The sequence below is a fragment of the Thermotalea metallivorans genome (assembly GCF_001562415.1).
In the GTDB taxonomy this organism is placed as follows: Bacteria; Bacillota; Clostridia; order Peptostreptococcales; family Thermotaleaceae; genus Thermotalea; species Thermotalea metallivorans.
In genome coordinates, this window is record NZ_LOEE01000047.1 from 18,479 (window position 1) to 35,728 (window position 17,250).

General features: G+C 40.3%; 13 protein-coding genes and 1 riboswitch. Of the genes, 4 read left to right on the forward strand and 9 right to left on the reverse strand.

The genetic code is table 11. The features are described 5' to 3' along the window. Positions 1-102 precede the first annotated feature (102 nt). The 6 genes from AN619_RS10910 to AN619_RS10935 form a co-directional block, all read right to left on the reverse strand. Positions 103-1,818, reverse strand: a complete 1,716-nt coding sequence (locus AN619_RS10910; protein WP_068556921.1) for a glycosyltransferase family protein — start codon at positions 1,816-1,818, stop codon at positions 103-105. 24 nt (positions 1,819-1,842) lie between these two features. Beyond that, positions 1,843-3,609 (reverse strand): glycosyltransferase family protein, encoded by a 1,767-nt coding sequence (locus AN619_RS10915; protein ID WP_068556923.1) that lies wholly within the window; start codon positions 3,607-3,609, stop codon positions 1,843-1,845. 50 nt (positions 3,610-3,659) lie between these two features. Then, on the reverse strand, positions 3,660-4,616 hold the full coding sequence (locus AN619_RS10920; protein ID WP_198153291.1) for an NAD-dependent epimerase/dehydratase family protein: 957 nt from the start codon (positions 4,614-4,616) through the stop codon (positions 3,660-3,662). A 15-nt stretch (positions 4,617-4,631) separates the two neighbouring features. Beyond that, positions 4,632-5,909: a nucleotide sugar dehydrogenase gene (locus AN619_RS10925; protein WP_068556927.1), complete on the reverse strand. Its 1,278-nt coding sequence runs from the start codon at positions 5,907-5,909 to the stop codon at positions 4,632-4,634. Between the two features lie 77 nt (positions 5,910-5,986). Continuing rightward, on the reverse strand, positions 5,987-6,979 hold the full coding sequence (locus AN619_RS10930; RefSeq protein WP_068556929.1) for a CgeB family protein: 993 nt from the start codon (positions 6,977-6,979) through the stop codon (positions 5,987-5,989). A gap of 171 nt (positions 6,980-7,150) precedes the next feature. Further along, a complete protein-coding gene (locus AN619_RS10935) occupies positions 7,151-8,404 on the reverse strand; it encodes a M16 family metallopeptidase (RefSeq protein ID WP_068556931.1) in 1,254 nt (417 codons plus the stop codon). A 265-nt stretch (positions 8,405-8,669) separates the two neighbouring features. On the opposite strand from AN619_RS10935, the gene AN619_RS10940 reads away from it, so the two are divergent. Further along, the gene (locus tag AN619_RS10940; protein ID WP_068556933.1) at positions 8,670-9,800 is read left to right on the forward strand and encodes a DUF3810 domain-containing protein; all 1,131 of its coding nucleotides are present in this window, start codon (positions 8,670-8,672) and stop codon (positions 9,798-9,800) included. Here AN619_RS10940 and AN619_RS10945 read toward each other — a convergent pair. Then, complete coding sequence (locus AN619_RS10945; RefSeq protein WP_068556935.1) at positions 9,775-10,599, reverse strand: C40 family peptidase; 825 nt, start codon at positions 10,597-10,599, stop codon at positions 9,775-9,777. The genes AN619_RS10940 and AN619_RS10945 overlap by 26 nt on opposite strands. 200 nt (positions 10,600-10,799) lie before the next feature. After that, complete coding sequence (locus AN619_RS10950; protein ID WP_083525098.1) at positions 10,800-12,137, reverse strand: APC family permease; 1,338 nt, start codon at positions 12,135-12,137, stop codon at positions 10,800-10,802. 146 nt (positions 12,138-12,283) lie between these two features. After that, positions 12,284-12,380: riboswitch (glycine riboswitch) on the reverse strand. A gap of 383 nt (positions 12,381-12,763) precedes the next feature. Between AN619_RS10950 and AN619_RS10955 the strand changes: the two genes are divergently transcribed. Genes AN619_RS10955 through AN619_RS10965 form a run of 3 tightly spaced genes read left to right on the forward strand, consistent with a single transcriptional unit; the run spans position 12,764 to position 17,120 of the window. Further along, positions 12,764-14,695 (forward strand): aconitate hydratase, encoded by a 1,932-nt coding sequence (locus AN619_RS10955; protein ID WP_068556939.1) that lies wholly within the window; start codon positions 12,764-12,766, stop codon positions 14,693-14,695. A 14-nt stretch (positions 14,696-14,709) separates the two neighbouring features. Beyond that, entirely contained in the window at positions 14,710-15,708 is a 999-nt protein-coding gene (locus tag AN619_RS10960) for an isocitrate/isopropylmalate dehydrogenase family protein (protein ID WP_068556941.1), read from the forward strand. Positions 15,709-15,734: 26 nt separating this feature from the next. Beyond that, entirely contained in the window at positions 15,735-17,120 is a 1,386-nt protein-coding gene (locus tag AN619_RS10965; protein WP_330382077.1) for a citrate/2-methylcitrate synthase, read from the forward strand. On the opposite strand, the gene AN619_RS15995 is transcribed toward AN619_RS10965, so the two are convergent. Then, on the reverse strand, positions 17,091-17,246 hold the full coding sequence (locus tag AN619_RS15995; protein ID WP_157064994.1) for a hypothetical protein: 156 nt from the start codon (positions 17,244-17,246) through the stop codon (positions 17,091-17,093). The two genes, AN619_RS10965 and AN619_RS15995, sit on opposite strands and share 30 nt — an antisense overlap. Positions 17,247-17,250 lie beyond the last annotated feature (4 nt).

Here is a 17,250-nt window from a genome sequence, read left to right on the forward strand (position 1 = left end):
ATTCTCCCCTTCTTTCCAAACCAATCAATTTTATGATCAGCTTCCAGCATACCTTTTATGATTGTTTGTTTTCCTTCCAGTATGGTTGTTCAAAGTGAGTATTCACACTGTTACGTGGGTTATAAAATCATCGAGATACCCCACAACTTGGCATTTTCTCAGATATTCTTCTTCGTCAATTTGAAAAGTATGTTCCTCTACCCTTGGCCTCCTGCAGGCACAAAAATTGAACCGGTCCGTTGAATAAATCTTGAATCCGTTTTTCTTGCAATCTAATAGGAATTGTGTATCAGCACCTGCCCTTCGATCTGTCACAAAAGGAACTTTTTGAAACACATGTTTTTTGGCAGTGATGGTGGAACCGGCAATCAAATTTACATAACAATTCTCGTATTCTGCAAATTTCAAAGCCAAGGTTTTGCTGCCGTGAAAGTATACATAATAGGCATGTTTGCCCACAATGTCCGCATCCGTATATTGAAAGGCATTCATCAAATCTCCTATATACTCTGGTCCATAGTAGTCATCATCATCCATTTTTGCAATATAATCGTATTTTGATTGGGAAATGGCATAATTCAAACATACGCCCAAAGGTTCCCCCTCATCAACGGAATAAATCCTAACTTGTTCGTACTGTCGGGCCTTTCCCATCCAAAGATCTATGTTCATACGGTGATTGTTCAATACGACAATTAATTCTTTATTTTCGTACCTCTGCCTTTGATAGTTTTCAAAAACATTATCCATGAATTCCTGTCGGTTTGTACTGGTAATGCATGTAATTCCGGGTTTATCCTTGCCCATATGCCCAATCCCTATATGATCTAAAATGGTACACAGCCGCTGTCTGTATGTGTGCTTATTCAGCACCTCCCTCAAACCCAGCAGGGCAATCCTGTCTCTCAGCTCTTTATTGTTTAACAACAGCTCAAGATTCCTAACAGTGTCTTCTTCATTTTTGCATAATTTTACAATGCCGGGAAACATCTTATCAATTCCTAAGGCATATCCGCTGATTACATTGATCCCACAGGCCAACAGCTCAAAAATCCTGCAAGAAAACATGGTAGGACTGTCTTGAATGGTATTTACATTCAAAAACACATGATACTTTTTATAGACGGATCCTATCTGCTCATAGGGAACTGTTCCCCGAATATAGGGTTGATAGATGTCAGGAAACTTATAATTGTCATCCTGGTGATAATGATACATTCGATCGTAGATATGGACACCATAGGGCAAGGCAGGTTTCAGTATGATTTCCATATCACGCTTTCTGGCTTCATGTCCAATGCAGTGCCAAGTACCTGAAAAGCCTACACTTCCTAATTTTCCCTTATCCTTATCGATGGGATTGTGAATTTTAGGCTGTGCACCAAAGGGCAAAAGAAATACACGATGGTGGCTCACGATATCCATATATCTTGGAATGCTATTGCCGTCTGTGGTAAAAATATAATCAAATTCCTTTGCTGCATCAATGAAGTGTTCAAAATGATAAGGGTCCTCAATATTCCAGAAGACTGTAGGAATATGATGCTGTTTGCACCATCTTACAATATTCCTCAAGGCAAGGTCTTTTTCCTTTAAATGCAAGTCCGTGATCCTATATCTCCACTGACCGTTATTTCCTTGCCAAGCGGATTGCACCAGCAGCAGATCAGGTTTTTCGGCAATCAGTATTTCTTTCCAAAAACTTGTAGGCAAAGGTATTAGCCGACATTCATATTGAAACCATTCATCGCCGAATTTGTCTAAAATAGAAGCTGCTTTCACGGGAAGCCCCGTTTTCTTATTGATAATGGGCAACATTTGTTTCATCCTTTCAAAAATGCTCTACACAGTGATATTGGGCATACAATTTCGTGTATATAGAACGATTTGGCATCTCTGCAAATATTCCTCTGTTTCCAAAGGCTTATCTTGATGAAAAGCAGGCATATGAACATAATTAAAACGATCTGTTGAAAATATCTTTTGACCCCTTTGTGCATATGCCATTGTAAATTTTTTTACAATATCTGTGTCTGTATTAGGAAATTTTATTTGTTCCCAAAGATTTTTCTTCATTACAAAGGCGAAGCGATCAAGGAAATCTACATAATCATATTCTAAATCGGGATATCTCACAGCCAAAATATTTTCTTTTTTCAAGTAAACATAGTGTGTTCCTTTGCCTATAATGTCTGATTCTGCATACAAAAATGCATCCATGATATCGCCAATAAATTCAGGGCCATAATCATCATCTGCATCAAAAACAGAAAAATAATCATAACAAATTTGTTCTACAGCAAAATTTAAACATTCCCCTAGGCTCTTTTTATCTTTTTGAAAAAATATTTTGATATTTTTCTGGGATTTTGTCATATCCTCCCACTCTTTTAAGCTTTCTTCTGAATCAACCATCATAATCAATTCCTTCTTTGCATAAGCCTGTCTTTGAAAATTTTGAAATATCTTTTCTATTTTATCCCTTTGATCCCCATAGGCAACAATAGAAACCCCCGGGCTTTCTTTAAATCCTTGAGAAAGACCAACCTTTTCCAGGATTTTTTCAACTCTCTGCTGATAGGTATGATGCCGAAAAACACTTCTTTGCCCGAGCAAGGATAAACGATCCCTCAATTCCTTGTTTTTTAGCAGTAAATCTATAAACTTGGATGTGTCATTTTCCGTCCTGCATAGTTTTACAATCCCCGGAAATACATCTGCAATCCCTGTGGCATAACTGCTGATGACATTGGTCCCGCACCCCAGCAACTCAAATACCCTTCTTGAAAACATGGTAGAACTGTCATGGATTAGATTTGCATTCAAAAATATATCATAATGCTTATAATAGTGGATCATCTCTTTGTAGTCGAGGCTTCCACAAATGTAAGGGTGATATTTCTCGGGAAACTGAAAAAGATCATTGTCTTTCGAATGATACATTCGATCATAAATATGCAATCCGTAATGCAGCGCAGGATCCAGCAGCATCTCCATATCCCTTGCTCTGTGAGGAAATATATGATACCAAGTTCCTGCAAAGGCTATCCTGCCCAGCCTGATCTTATACTTATATGTGGGATTATGAATTCTCGGTTGGGCTGCAAAAGACAAATTGTAGATCTTGTCATGCTTTAATATCTCCCTATATTTTTCTATGCAGCCCTCATCTGTAGTAAATACATAATCAAACAACTTTGCTGCTTCAATAAAATTTGAAAAAAACAGAGGATCCTCTTTATTCCAAAAAACTGTAGGAATATTTCTTGCTCTGCATTCCTCAACCAAAAGGCCCAAAGTTTTATCCTTCGAAACCTCTAGATTGGCTATTTTGTCCTTCCACTTGCCGTCATTGCCTGCCCAGGCCGATTCCACAAGAAGCAAATCAGGCTTTTCCAAATCTAGGATGTGCATATATTCCTTGTCATCGATTTCCATGAGATTGCATTCGTATTTTAGGCATTCATAGCTGAAATGGTCTAGAATATATGCTACTTTCCATGGTTTTTGTCTTTTCGATGTGTTTGTTCCCTCCGGCTGCTCATGCTGGACTCCTTCATTTTTCTTCCAGTGGAAAAATTTTGCCAATCCTTTTGAAAAATCAGACATCTCTTCAACCCTTCTTTCCTGTTCGCCAAATCCATAAAAATGTCAATTTTTCAAACAGATATTCCTTCTTGCTGGTTTCTATACCAATCTATTGTCTTGCCCAAACCGTCATAAAGGGTATACATGGGTTTGTAGCCTAATACTTTCCTAGCCTTTTCAATATTCGCTTCTCGATGGACTGTTTGATCCCATGGTCTTCTGTCTTTCCATTGCATGGGTACATTTTTCCCGGATATAGTACATATTTTTTCTGCCAAGTCATGGACGGTTGTAGCACATCCTGTACCGATATTAAAAATTTCGTTTTTACCCTCTTCAGAAAATGCCGCCATCACTGTCCCTCTCACAGTATCCTCTACAAAAGTAAAGTCTCTTTTTTCTTCCCCATTCCCGGTGATTACAATAGGCAGTCCGTGGAGGGCACAGTGAACAAATTGCGGAACCACTCCTCGATAAATATTTACTGCTTCGTTGGGACCATAAGAATTAAAATATCTTAAAATGGTTATGGGCAAACCATACATTTGATTGTAAAAAATACAGTAATACTCCCCGGCAAGTTTTGAAATGCCGTAGGGCGTATGGGGTTTCACCAAAGACCATTCTGATAAGGGTTTCTCAGAAGGTGCATATACGCAAGAGGTAGAAGCATATACAAACCGCCCCACTCCTATTTTTCGAGCCAGATTTAACTGAACTAGCGTCCCCCTCGTATTGACATCCAAATCATATTCAGGTTCCCTGATGGATAGTTCGTTTGCATAGTGGGCAGCTAGATGAAAGATAACCCCAGGTTGAAATTTTCGATAAATTTCTTCCACAAATGCATCCCTTACATCTTTTTGAAAAAAGTGAAGTTTCTCCCTTTGCATCAGATTATTCAAGCTCCCACTGGATAGGTCATCAATCACAATTACTTCGTACTGTTGCTCCAGCAAATATTTTGCCAAATTGGACCCAATGGCTCCGGCACCACCGGTTATCACTACTGTCTTTTCCCTTGCCATCATACTCACCCTTCTTTAAGATTTGAACAGCTGAATCCTATGATTGTGTGGCACCGTATTTCTTGTATCAATGACAATTACCGGTTGGGCCATAACGCTACATATTTCATTGATGTCAAAGACTACATCTTTTTGCTTTGCCGCAACCACCATGCAATCGGCATTGGCGATAGCTTCTACATATGAGCTTTTTTGACAATCTACGATGAAAGGTATCAAAGGGTCATATGCCCGTACTTCAGCCCCCCTTTCCATCAGGAGAGATATAATATCCAATGCCGGACTATATCGGTAATCAGCACAATAATCTTTCATGGCCAGTCCAATCACAGCAATTTTTGCTTCCTTTATATTTTTCCCCGCATCCCTCAAGGCTTTTTCGACCATTTCCACAATTTTACGGGGACGCCTTTCATTCAATCTTCTTGCCGTTTCCATCAAAGACAACGGTATGTTTTCTTCTTTTCCAAAGGCTCCTTTTAGATATTTTAATGCATTTGGCAAACAGTATCCTCCGACGCCGGGCCCGGGCTGGAGCAGCTTGACCCTAGGATGGGTATTGACCAGATTGCAAAGCTCATAAACATCGAGTCCCAATTTTCCCATAACTTCACTGATTTCGTTTACCAAAGCAATGTTCACATCCCGATCTATATTTTGTATGACTTTTACCGTTTCGGCCATCCTAATGCTGGAAGCTTTGTGGATTGCTGAATCAGACAAACTTTTTAAAAAAGCTTCTGCCACATGATAGCTTTTATCATCCATGGCAGAAAGGATTCTGGGATTTGAACGAAGTTCTTCAAAGGCAAAAGTTTCAGAAATTGTTTCAGGGGAGTAAGCCACATATACTTCTTTTCCTAAATCCTTTATTTTTTGAATCACTAGGCTGTCAATAGTTCCAGGTATCATGGTAGTTTTCAAGAGAAGCAGATCTCCATGGACCAAGGTAGGCAGAATGGTATCCACCACATTCTCAATCGGGGATATGTCATGGAATCCATCCTCTTGATCAGCAATGCCTACGGATATCACAAAGATAGACGGTTCGTCTCCAATACGTTCATAGGCTTTTCGAACAGTCATTCTCTTCTGTTTCATCAAATCTTGGGCCAGCTTAGAAATATGAATACCTTCATAATATTCATGGATAGGGATACTCCCATTTTCAATTTCTTCCACCACCTTTGGGTTTATATCGATCCCCACCACTTCATATCCCTTTAAGCATATCCATAATGCTGTAGGCAATCCAATATGCCCTAAACCAAAAACATATACCTTCATTTCCATCACCCTCTCCTTATAGTGCATCATTTCATAACTTGAACATGTCCTTCAACCATCTGCATCATAAAATTCTATGCATCCTAGCACCCTTCCAAATATGGATGCAATTTTTCTTCCAATTCCTTTATCCTATGATAATACGTATGCTTGCGATAAACTTCGGCTTTTCCCTGCCTTGCAATGGCCCTTCGCTCGTCTTCATGCTTTAGATAATACTTCACAAGATCCAGCGTTTCTTCGGCAGACTTAGACCAAACCAGGTGTTTGTGATTTTGAAAAAGATTTTCATGGGCCGGCGTATGGCAGGTAAGATAAAAAGCTCCTGAGGCCAAAATCTCATAGGTTCGTATGCTCGTTTGCGTCACGGAGGTATTCACAGAGTGAATCCCTAGTACAATTTTTGCAGAAGAATAAATGCTGGCGGTTTCTTCATAGGGCACAAAACACCCTCCATAGAACTTAGGATCTATGGAAAAACCGTACTGGGGATTTGTCCAATTCAACCCCCAAATTTTGATATCATATCCTTCATTGATTAGTGGTACTACGAGATCCTCTAGGGCCTTTCTGCGAAAATTTTTTTCCTCAGAAAACCAATAAAAGTTGTTGGCCACCAGAGCAATATCATGTTGATACTCCGGTTTTGGCACTTGGCTGTAAAAAAAACGGGGATGGAATCCAAACATCAAAGTGGAAGACGCTATGCCTAATGGATGGTATATCTCATTACATTCCTCTGCAGGGGTAAAGACATAATTGCTGTGAGGTACAAAAACCATGGAAATATCCTCCGTAAATATGGGGTCTTCCGTAGCCCAGTAAACATGCGGCACTTTAAATTCTTTCACGATTTCCAGAAACTGATCCACGTCAAAAATTCCTACAGACCACCCAGGAGTGAAAATATAGTGAGGTCTGAAATAGGTTAAAACCTCCCTCAAAACCGTTGCCTGCTGCTCTTTTCCGTAAGCTCCCAGGGGAATCACACACAGGTCATATCCGTAATCCAGCATTGCATCAAAAATTCCCTTATTGATATAGTAAAGTAGATGATTGACGCATAATACTTTCATGAATTTTTTCCTCCCCTGTTTTTTCCTACAATACTTTATGTCCATTTGGGACAAAAGGTGATAAGTCTTTTTGACTCCGATAAAAAAGACTGAGGATGATATATCCTCAGTCTTTTTTAGACAAAATATTCTATTCAATACAATGCAGATGCTATCTTGCAACAGGTCCCTTTACAACTTCTTTTTTCTTCCCATCAAAATATGTACCGTAGGATTCGCAAGGACTTTTTCAGCCACCCAATAAATATCATCCATTTGAATATGGTCCAGCTCCTCCATATCCTCTACAAATGCATCAATTTTTTTGCCTGTGATTTTCTGATGCAATACATAATGGCCTAGCCCCTCTGAATCTTCTAGGATAGATGCAACGGCTGTCTTCATTACCTTTTTCATATGGGTAATATTTTGCTTATCCAGATGAATTTCCCGTCCTTTTATTTTTGCTATACAGTCTTCTATGATTTTTTTTGCCTCCCAAATATCTTCCTCCCCTACAGCCGTATAGATATACAGGGTTTTGATGCCTTCGGTAGCATCTAATTCCGAATAGATATCATAGGATAGACCTTTTTCTTCCCGAAGGGCTTTAAAAAGGATAGAATTTGCACTTTCTCCTAATTTATAATTGAGAATTTCCAAAGCCAGTTCTTCTTTGCGGGTAAGTCCATAAAAAGTATAAAGATAAATTAAAGTATTCTGCTCTATATTGCTTTTATAAGACTTTTTTTCCACAGGACGATTTTTTTCCACAACAATCTGCTGTGGAGCCCCTTCTTTTTTACGCCAATTCCCAAAATATTTTTCAACCAATATTCTTAAGGTATCATGGTCATAGGGAGATACCACGCTGATGATACACCGATTAGGAATATAGTGGGTATGATAAAAAGCTTCCAATTGATTTTTTGTAAATCTCCTGATGGTATCTTCAGTACCAATGACATCATAACGCAAAGGACTATGAGTAAAAGCAATTTCATTTACTTTTTGATAGGAATACTGTTCCACATCATCCAAATTCGTCTTTATCTCCGTTAAAATCACCCTTCTTTCCTTTTCCATTTCTTTCTCGGGAAATGTAGGGTTGGTGATTAGATCTGACAACAACTCCACAGAAGACTCCAATTCCTCAGCCAAAGCCGTAATTGAAAACACAGTGGAAACATAGTCGGTGTATGCATTATACGATCCTGCCCGTTCTTCCAGGGCTTGATTTATCTGATGATTGTTCCTCTTTTTTGTACCCTGAAAAAGCATATGCTCGATAAAATGACAAATTCCTTTTTCTTCTATATTCTCATACATGGCTCCTATCCTTATGCCAACGTGAAAGGAAAAAATCCTTGTATCTTTTTTTATGGAAATAAGCTGAATACCATTCTCCAGTGTCTGTTCCATGCTATTAAATATTTCTTTTTTCATGATCTCGTACTCCTAATCATAGTCTTTTTTTCATCGCATCCACTTATTATTATAACAAAGTCTTCCGTTGGAAGATTAATAAGGAAGACTTTATTGAAATACATGCCGGGAATCATAACTTATCCACAATTTATGAAAATGAAAGTACATCAATTCCTATGTGTTGTAAAAAAAAGTTTTTGTAGGCATAGAAACCCTATATGATTCCACGGTATGTAAGATATACTATAAATAGAAATCTATTCGATGAAAGGCTGGGACATTCGTGGGGCAAACAAAGTTTTTTCGCAAATCCATAGCAATCATCTTATTTCCCTGTGCATGGTTATTGTCTTGGTTATCCTCCTTTTATCCTTCCGCTGTAGAACAAATCTATGCCTCCGGAATTTATAAAATTATCGGGCAGTTCTTAAGCCGCATTACAGGAATATTTCCTTTCTCTCTAATGGAGGTGTCCATAATATTGCTGTTTTTTTCTACTGTCGGCATTCTTCTCTACGGCTTTGTGCACATCACAAGATATAAAGGAATTCAAAAAAGAACGATGTTGCGGATTTTCACCAGTATTCTATCTTTTTTCTGTATTGCCTATTTTATCTTCATCACCCTATGGGGGATGAATTATCATCGTCTCCCCTTCGCAAGCATCGCTAATTTACACATTAGACCCGCCTCTGTCGTGGAATTAAGGGAATTGTGCAAAAACCTAATCATCCGGGCCAACTTCCTTCGTACACTGGTTGATGAAAATGGGCAGGGTGTGATGTACATAGCAAAAGGGCATAAAGACGTGTTTTTCAGGGCTGCAAAAGGTTATGAAAATGCCTCCGCCATTTATCCTGAACTTGACGGGAAATATGGCAGACCGAAGGGTATACTGTTTTCGAATGTCATGTCGTATGCCGGCATTTCCGGCATTTATTTTCCATTTACAGGTGAAGCCAACGTAAACACCGCTATTCCAGATTGTATGCTGCCAAGCACCACATGCCACGAAATGGCTCATCAGCGGGGCTTTGCCAGGGAAGACGAGGCCAATTACATTGCCTATCTTGCCTGCACCATGCACCCCGATGCAGATTTCCAATATTCAGGTATTCTGCTGGCCCTGATTCATTCTATGAATACCTTGTCTCTCCATGATCCGGAAAGCTACAAACAGCTAAAAGCCATGTACAGTCTAAGCCTTCAGCAGGATTTACTTCACTGGAATCAATTTTGGAAACGCTACGAAGGCCCTATTGAGCGCGCTGCTTCCAAGGCAAATGATGCCTATCTAAAATCAAATCTGCAAGAAGATGGCGTCCATAGCTATGGAAGGATGGTGGATCTGTTATTGGCCGAATATCGTACTGCAAAGGACAAGTCATCTAAAAAATTGTGCCAATCCCCGTAATATTTTTTGCTAAGTCCTCCCGATAATCTCCATGTGCCGGATTCAGGCTATTGATCACAACGCTGCCTTCCCTTCCCGTGGCATGGACATAGCGATCATCTCCTATATACATAGCCACATGTCCAGGAAAAAACAGCAGGTCTCCGGGCTTCATGTCCTCCCTCTCTATTTTTCGCATATACTCCTCTTTGAGGACAGCATCTCGGTAAATGATGATCCCGTTCAGCATATAAGCCATGGAACAAAGACCCGAACAGTCTATCCCCATGGGACTCTTTCCCCCCCATCGGTACTGAGTGCCAAGATAGGAAAGGGCCATATCTACCAAATTTTCCCTCAATTGATTCTCATGGTTTTGGGGAGATATTTTTTCCATTTTCCTTACAAAGTTCTTTCTTATCCATCCTTTCCGTCCATAAGGGAGGATGACTTGAATCCAGTCTTTTTCAATTTTATCCTCTACTTGAACCAATGCTCCCCTTGTCAAAAAGGCCACAGGGTAAGTTGCATATTTGGGCTCTGCCATCACATCTGCCATGGCGTATATGAGAAAATGGTTCGCCTTTTCCTTCCACCGTAAAGCCTCTTCACGATCGATGAGCAAATGATCCTTATGCATGTACCCATAATAGTCATAGTGGGTTTTTACATAAAGCCAGCCATCCTTTGCTTCCCCTTTGATTTGCACCACCATTCCGAATAGTCCCTCATCGGCCTGCTCGCTTTGAAAATGGGGGTCTTTCATCACAGGAACAAGGGTGTTCCTTATAATAGCCCATTCATTAACAAAACCAGTCATATTGCCATAGCCTCCTCTATACGTGAAAAAGTGAATTTTAACACCCGTAAAACTGTCGAAACAGTGCGGCTTCTCTCCCGATATTCTCAGAAAATCCCTTGTATCCTCATTTCTTTGTAAAATAATAATTTCTATAAATGTTCCAATGTTCCTTCAAAAATAGGATGATTCAATGCGGAAAAACCTATGATTGTATTCCATCATAGGTCAAATTTCTTTTCTCTTGTCATATACATATACACGGGGAAACCAATCAACGTAATACCCAATCCGTAAAGGGCATTGGTTGTATCCGTAATCAATGTATTGATGGTGATATATAGTCCTCCGATAATTCCAATCAAAGGTACAATGGGATACAATGGCACCTCATATGGCCTTTCCATATTCTTGTGCTTCCTTCTTAGTATAAAAACACCGGCTACAGCCATGGTGAAGAATATCCATAATACAAAGATTACTAGATTTGAGAGCATCTCAAAAGAACCTGAGAATACATAAAGGCATGCCAAAATTACTTCTAATAAAAATGCATTGAAGGGTGTTGAAAACCTCTCATCAACTTTTCCAAAAAAATTGGCAAAAGGTAGCAATTTATCTTGTGCCATGGCAAAGGGAATACGAACACCTGTCATCAAATAACCATTTAATGCACCGAAAATAGATATTAAAATTCCTGCAGAGATTAAAGATGCTCCCGCAGTTCCAAACAATACCATAGCTGCATCGGAAGCTGGCTTGCTGGAAGCAATGACATCTTCTACCGGAATCACATGGATGATCGCCAAATTAATAAAAACATAGACCGCAATAATGGTTAGTACACCTACAATGATGGATTTCGGCAGATCTTTTTTAGGGTTTTTTAATTCTCCGGCGATATTTCCAACGCCTACCCATCCATCATAGGCCCAAAGGGTTCCTAGAATCGCTGCCCCAAAGCCCGTAATCGTTTCTGCCCCCGTTGTAGACAGGGTAAAACTATTGGCGGTACCCTTGGCCAGTCCGTAAACAATAATAATAAATATAGGGATCAATTTTCCTATGGTAGATATAAATTGGATCTTGCTTCCCAGTTTGGTGGAAAGAATATTGCCAATCATAATGATAAAAATAATTCCAATGGCCAGCAGTTTTTGCTGTAAATCAGTCATAGGAATAAAATATGTGGCCTGGGTTGCAAAAACAATAGCCAAAGCCGCTGCTGCACCCGGAACATATATAACTGTTTGAACCCATCCAAACAGGAAGGCCCATTTCTCACCATATAACTCCTTTAAATAAACAAATACGCCCCCTGTTTTCGGTATAGCCGTTGCAATTTCCGCAATCGTCAATCCCGATGCCATCGTAATGACTCCCCCTGCAATCCAAGCCAATATTCCCATGAGGGGGGACCCGGCATTTTTAAACACAAAGGATGCTTTGAAAAATATTCCTGAACCGATGACAACCCCAATGACTACTGCAATGGCTTCAAATAACCCTATTTCTTTTTTTAATTCCTTTGATTCACTACTGCATATTTTTGTTTCCATTCTTAGTTCCATCCTTTCTGTATTTTATTGTAGAGATTAGGTAGAATCATCGAAAAAAAACTTGCCTTATCCCTCCTTTCTCAAACATATGGCAGATATGATATACAAAAAAATACAGGACGTAAAACAGCATGAAAAATAAAGCTATTTTACGCCCTGTCCTTTTATCTGAAAGTTTCCCTAACGCATCCCGTTAAGTTGCTCCTTTGATGCTACACAAGTAGTCTCTCCAGGGGTGTGTCCAATTATTGTATCATACCTGAAAGCTTCGGAAATAAGCAAATAGCGCCGCTTATCCCTTTCTTCTACGGTTATCCGAAACGGATATCTCCAATAATTTTCATCCACCAATATGCACTTTTGCCTTTTTTATTTTAAATCCTATCTTTTCAGCAGTCAACCGTAATTGTAAAGTATTAAGATATTTTAAAGAATTGCATATTGAAAATAGATCATCCCATTTTTCCATTGAGAGCAAATTTCATTTTTGTTTTTGTCCCTATTTTTAAATTTTTTGTAACAAATTTATTGACAAGCATATGGGATGCACATATAATTAATGTATAATTGTATACAATAATACATTAATTATATGTAGAAGACGATCTGCAGAAAGGAGAATGCACTTGGGAAAAAATATAATACTTAAAATTTTTGAAAAAAAGTTGTTGTCCGGGTCTTTACAGCCTGGAAATGAAATTTCTCTGAAGGTCAATCAGACCCTCACTCAAGATTCCACGGGCACCATGGTCTACTTGCAACTGGAAGCCATGGGAATAAAAGATATTCAAACAGACTTGTCTGTAGCTTACGTAGATCACAATACACTGCAAACGGGCTTTGAAAATGCCGATGATCATGCATTTATCAAGTCCGTGGCAGCCAAATACGGAATCATCTATTCGAAACCTGGGAACGGTATTTGTCATCAGCTCCATCTGGAGAGGTTTGCCAAGCCCGGCGATGTATTGATCGGTTCCGACAGCCATACCCCAACCTGCGGAGGCCTGGGCATGCTCAGTATAGGTGCTGGCGGTTTGGATGTAGCTGTAGCCATGGCAAAGGGATATTATTTTCTAAAGGTCCCTAAAATACTGAATATTGAGCTCAAAGGAAAGCTGAAACCTTGGGTGTCTGCTAAGGATGTCATATTGTATATATTAAAGGAGCTCACCGTCAAAGGGGGCGTAGGATATATGATTGAGTATTCCGGGGAAGGACTCCGCGAGTTATCCGTTACCGACAGGGCTACCATCGCCAATATGGGGGCTGAATTGGGCGCCACCACTTCTATCTTTCCCAGTGATGAGATCACAAGGGATTTCTTGATCAGGCAGGGCAGAGAAAAAGATTTTATTCACTTGACAGCCGATGACGATGCCGAATATGATAAAAAAATCGTTGTAAATTTGGAGGATATTTTCCCAATGGCTGCCATGCCCCACAGTCCGGATCATGTTGCCAAAGTAAAGGATATTCAAGGAATCAAGGTGGACCAGGTAGCCATCGGAAGCTGTACCAATGCATCCTATACAGATTTGATGAAGGTGGCTAAAATCCTAAAAGGGAGAAAAGTCCATGAAGATGTAAGTTTGGTGATCTCTCCAGGGTCAAGCAGTATACTGAAAATGCTGTCTGATCATGGGGCCCTGGGTGCTTTGATCGATGCCGGTGCCAGAATTTTAGAGGCTGCCTGCGGTCCTTGCATCGGGATGGGACAAGCTCCGAAATCCAGTGCCGTGTCCCTCAGAACCTTCAACCGGAATTTCCAAGGCAGGTGCGGCACGGAAAATGCCCATGTATATTTGATAAGTCCCGAAACAGCGGCTGTTTCAGCAATTACAGGATATCTCACAGACCCTTCGTCCTTTGGTGATGTTCCCTTGGTGGAAATTCCTGAAAAATACCATGTATCGGATCACTATTTCGTGTACCCTAAGGAAGACAGGACCAATACAGAAATCATCATGGGCCCAAACATTAAGCCCTTCCCTGTCAACCAACCCTTAGGCCCTGTCTTAAGGGGGAAAATGCTGTTAAAAACCGGCGACCATGTAACCACAGACGATATTATGCCATCCCATGCCAGCTTGCTGCCCTATCGTTCCAATATACCGGAATTGTCCAAGCATTGTTTTGGCACACTGGTAAAAGATTTTCATGCAATTGCAAGAAAATATAACGGAGGATTTGTTGTGGGCGGTGAAAACTATGGTCAAGGTTCCAGCCGGGAGCACGCCGCATTGGTTCCCCTTTATCTCGGTGTCAAAGCTGTGATTGCCAAGTCCTTTGCAAGAATCCATAAGGCAAACTTGATTAATTCCGGCATTATTCCTCTTACTTTTATCGATAAGGAAGATTATGCATATTTTGATGCATTGGATGAACTGGAAATCAGAGACATCATCGGTGCTCTCGATGCTGGTTCCGAAATATCTTTATTCAACAAGACAAAGGGAATTGCTGTAAGGCTTCAATTTGAAGGCTCCAGAAGGGATGCGGATATCTTAAAGGCTGGAGGGTATTTAAACTACGCCAAACAATCCAATATTTCATAAAGAAGGTGAATTCTATGCATCAAGTCACACTGATCCCTGGAGACGGCATAGGCCCTGAAGTGATAGAGGCCGCCAAAAACGTCATTGAAGCTGCCGGCGTTCAAATCGATTGGGATATTGTGAATGCCGGAGCAGATGTTTATGAAAATGAAGGAGTTCTTATCCCGGAAAGGGTTTTTGAAAGTATTGAAAAGAACAAAATTGCCTTGAAAGGACCTATCACAACGCCCATAGGCTGTGGGTTTCAAAGTATCAATGTATTGCTCAGAAAAAAATACGATCTCTTTTCCAATGTTCGTCCCGTAAAAACAATCCCCGGAATTAATGTTCCGTTTCAACATGTGGATCTTGTTATTTTTAGAGAGAATACCGAAGATCTCTATATGGGCTTAGAAAAAAAGATTTCTGAAGATGCAGCAGAAGCTGTAAAACGGATTACAAAAAAAGGTTCTACCCGGATTATTCGGGCAGCCTTTGATTATGCTGATAAAAATAACAAGACAAAAGTAGCCGTAGTCCACAAGGCAAATATTATGAAACTGACCGACGGATTGTTCCTTCAGTGTGCCAGGGAAATTGCCGAGGAATATCCTCATATTCATCTGCAGGAGGTCATCATAGACAATATGTGCATGCAACTGGTAATGCATCCGTCCCAGTTTGAAGTAATCGTTACTACCAATCTGTACGGCGACATACTATCAGATCTGTGTGCTGGTCTGGTGGGCGGTCTAGGAGTAGTCCCGGGTGCAAATATAGGAGAAAATATGGCTGTATTTGAAGCTGTTCACGGCAGTGCCCCTGTCATTGCCGGGAAAAACATGGCCAACCCCACAGCCGTTATCTTATCTGGGGCTATGATGTTGGACTATCTAGGTGAAAGAGAAAAATCCCAAGTAATTTCTCAGGCTGTGACAGAAACGATTCGCCAAGGCAAATATCTGACAAAGGATTTAGGCGGTTCTGCCTCAACCACAGATATGACAAAGGCCATAATCGAAAATATGCTATGAAACTATACCATGAGGAGGGTCACCCATTGAGCAACTTATTCAATAGTACCAATTTTTATGACTTGACGGTTTTAGCGGAACGAAACAATTTCATTCCTCCGGAACTCTATCAAAAACACAATGTGAAAAGAGGTCTCAGAAACGAAAACGGTACAGGGGTTTTGGTAGGTCTTACTAATGTAGGCTCCGTAAAGGGCTATAGTCTGGAAGAGAATACAAAAATACCTGTGGAAGGCAAGTTGTTTTATCGCGGGATTGATTTGGAGGATTTTGTAGCAGGATTCCAATGCCAAAACAGACGGGGCTTTGAGGAATGTGTTTATTTGCTGCTCTTCGGCGAGCTTCCTGCCCAGGAACAACTAAATACATTTCAACAATTGTTGGATGAGGCAAGACAACTTCCTGCCGGTTTTACGGAAAATATGATTTTAAAAATACCCAGCAAAGATATTATGAACAAACTGCAAAGAAGTGTTTTGGTTCTTTATTCCCATGACGAAAGCCCCGATGATATTAGCATTTCCAATGTATTAAGACAGAGCATAGAGCTGATTGCCAGATTCCCTACCATTATTTCCTATGGGTACCAGGCAAAGGCCCATAATTTTGATAAGAAAAGTCTATTCATTCATCCTCCTCAAAAGGGCATCGGCACTGCTGAAAATATTTTATTTATGACAAGGGCCGATAATCGTTATACGGAAACAGAGGCGGAAACATTAGACCTATCCCTCGTCATCCATGCGGAACATGGCGGCGGAAACAATTCTGCCTTTGCAACCCATGTGGTATCCTCCTCCGGTACAGATACGTATTCTGCCATCTCTGCAGCCATCGGTTCTCTGAAAGGTCCAAAACATGGCGGCGCAAATATCAAAGTCCGTGAAATGGTGATGAATATTAAGGAAAATGTTGCGGATATCGGAGACAGAAGCCAATTAAAAGACTATCTATGGAAAATCATCAAAAAAGAAGCCTTTGACAGAGAAGGGCTCATCTATGGCATGGGCCATGCCGTCTATACAAAATCTGATCCGAGGGCCATCCTGCTGAAAAAGAAAGCTTTTGAACTGGCTGTTGAAAAGGATAAAGCCCATGAGTTTCAACTGTATAAAGATATCGAAGAGCTCTCATTGGAATTGTTTGGGGAACTGAAAGGAGAAGACTTCGTCATCTGTGCCAATGTGGATCTTTATTCAGGTTTCGTATATGAACTTTTAAATATTCCGCCGGAGCTCTATACTCCCTTATTTGCCACGGCAAGGATCGCAGGCTGGTGTGCCCACCGCATTGAGCAGTTGGTAAGCGATCAAAAAATTATACGTCCCGCTTATGTAAACACAAGCCTTCCGAAAGCCTATGTTCCTATTCATCAGAGGGTTTCAAATCCTGTTCAAAAGATTGCAATATAAAACGGCATATTGCTTGTTTCTCTCCATGGATTCTATGGTTATGGCTGCCGGTTCAATACCCGGCAGCTCAGTTTTCACAGCAAATAAACATTGTATTGCTTTCCATTCAGTCTCCACAATAAGCATAATA

Bases quoted from the DNA above. Each gene is read 5' to 3' on its own strand.
- AN619_RS10910 (WP_068556921.1), bottom strand. From the start codon at position 1,818: ATGTTGCCCATTATCAATAAGAAAACGGGGCTTCCCGTGAAAGCAGCT.
- AN619_RS10915 (WP_068556923.1), bottom strand. From the start codon at position 3,609: ATGTCTGATTTTTCAAAAGGATTGGCAAAATTTTTCCACTGGAAGAAA.
- AN619_RS10920 (WP_198153291.1), bottom strand. From the start codon at position 4,616: ATGGCAAGGGAAAAGACAGTAGTGATAACCGGTGGTGCCGGAGCCATT.
- AN619_RS10925 (WP_068556927.1), bottom strand. From the start codon at position 5,909: ATGGAAATGAAGGTATATGTTTTTGGTTTAGGGCATATTGGATTGCCT.
- AN619_RS10930 (WP_068556929.1), bottom strand. From the start codon at position 6,979: ATGAAAGTATTATGCGTCAATCATCTACTTTACTATATCAATAAGGGA.
- AN619_RS10935 (WP_068556931.1), bottom strand. From the start codon at position 8,404: ATGAAAAAAGAAATATTTAATAGCATGGAACAGACACTGGAGAATGGT.
- AN619_RS10945 (WP_068556935.1), bottom strand. From the start codon at position 10,599: ATGACTGGTTTTGTTAATGAATGGGCTATTATAAGGAACACCCTTGTT.
- AN619_RS10950 (WP_083525098.1), bottom strand. From the start codon at position 12,137: ATGGAAACAAAAATATGCAGTAGTGAATCAAAGGAATTAAAAAAAGAA.
- AN619_RS10960 (WP_068556941.1), top strand. From the start codon at position 14,710: ATGCATCAAGTCACACTGATCCCTGGAGACGGCATAGGCCCTGAAGTG.
- AN619_RS15995 (WP_157064994.1), bottom strand. From the start codon at position 17,246: ATGCTTATTGTGGAGACTGAATGGAAAGCAATACAATGTTTATTTGCT.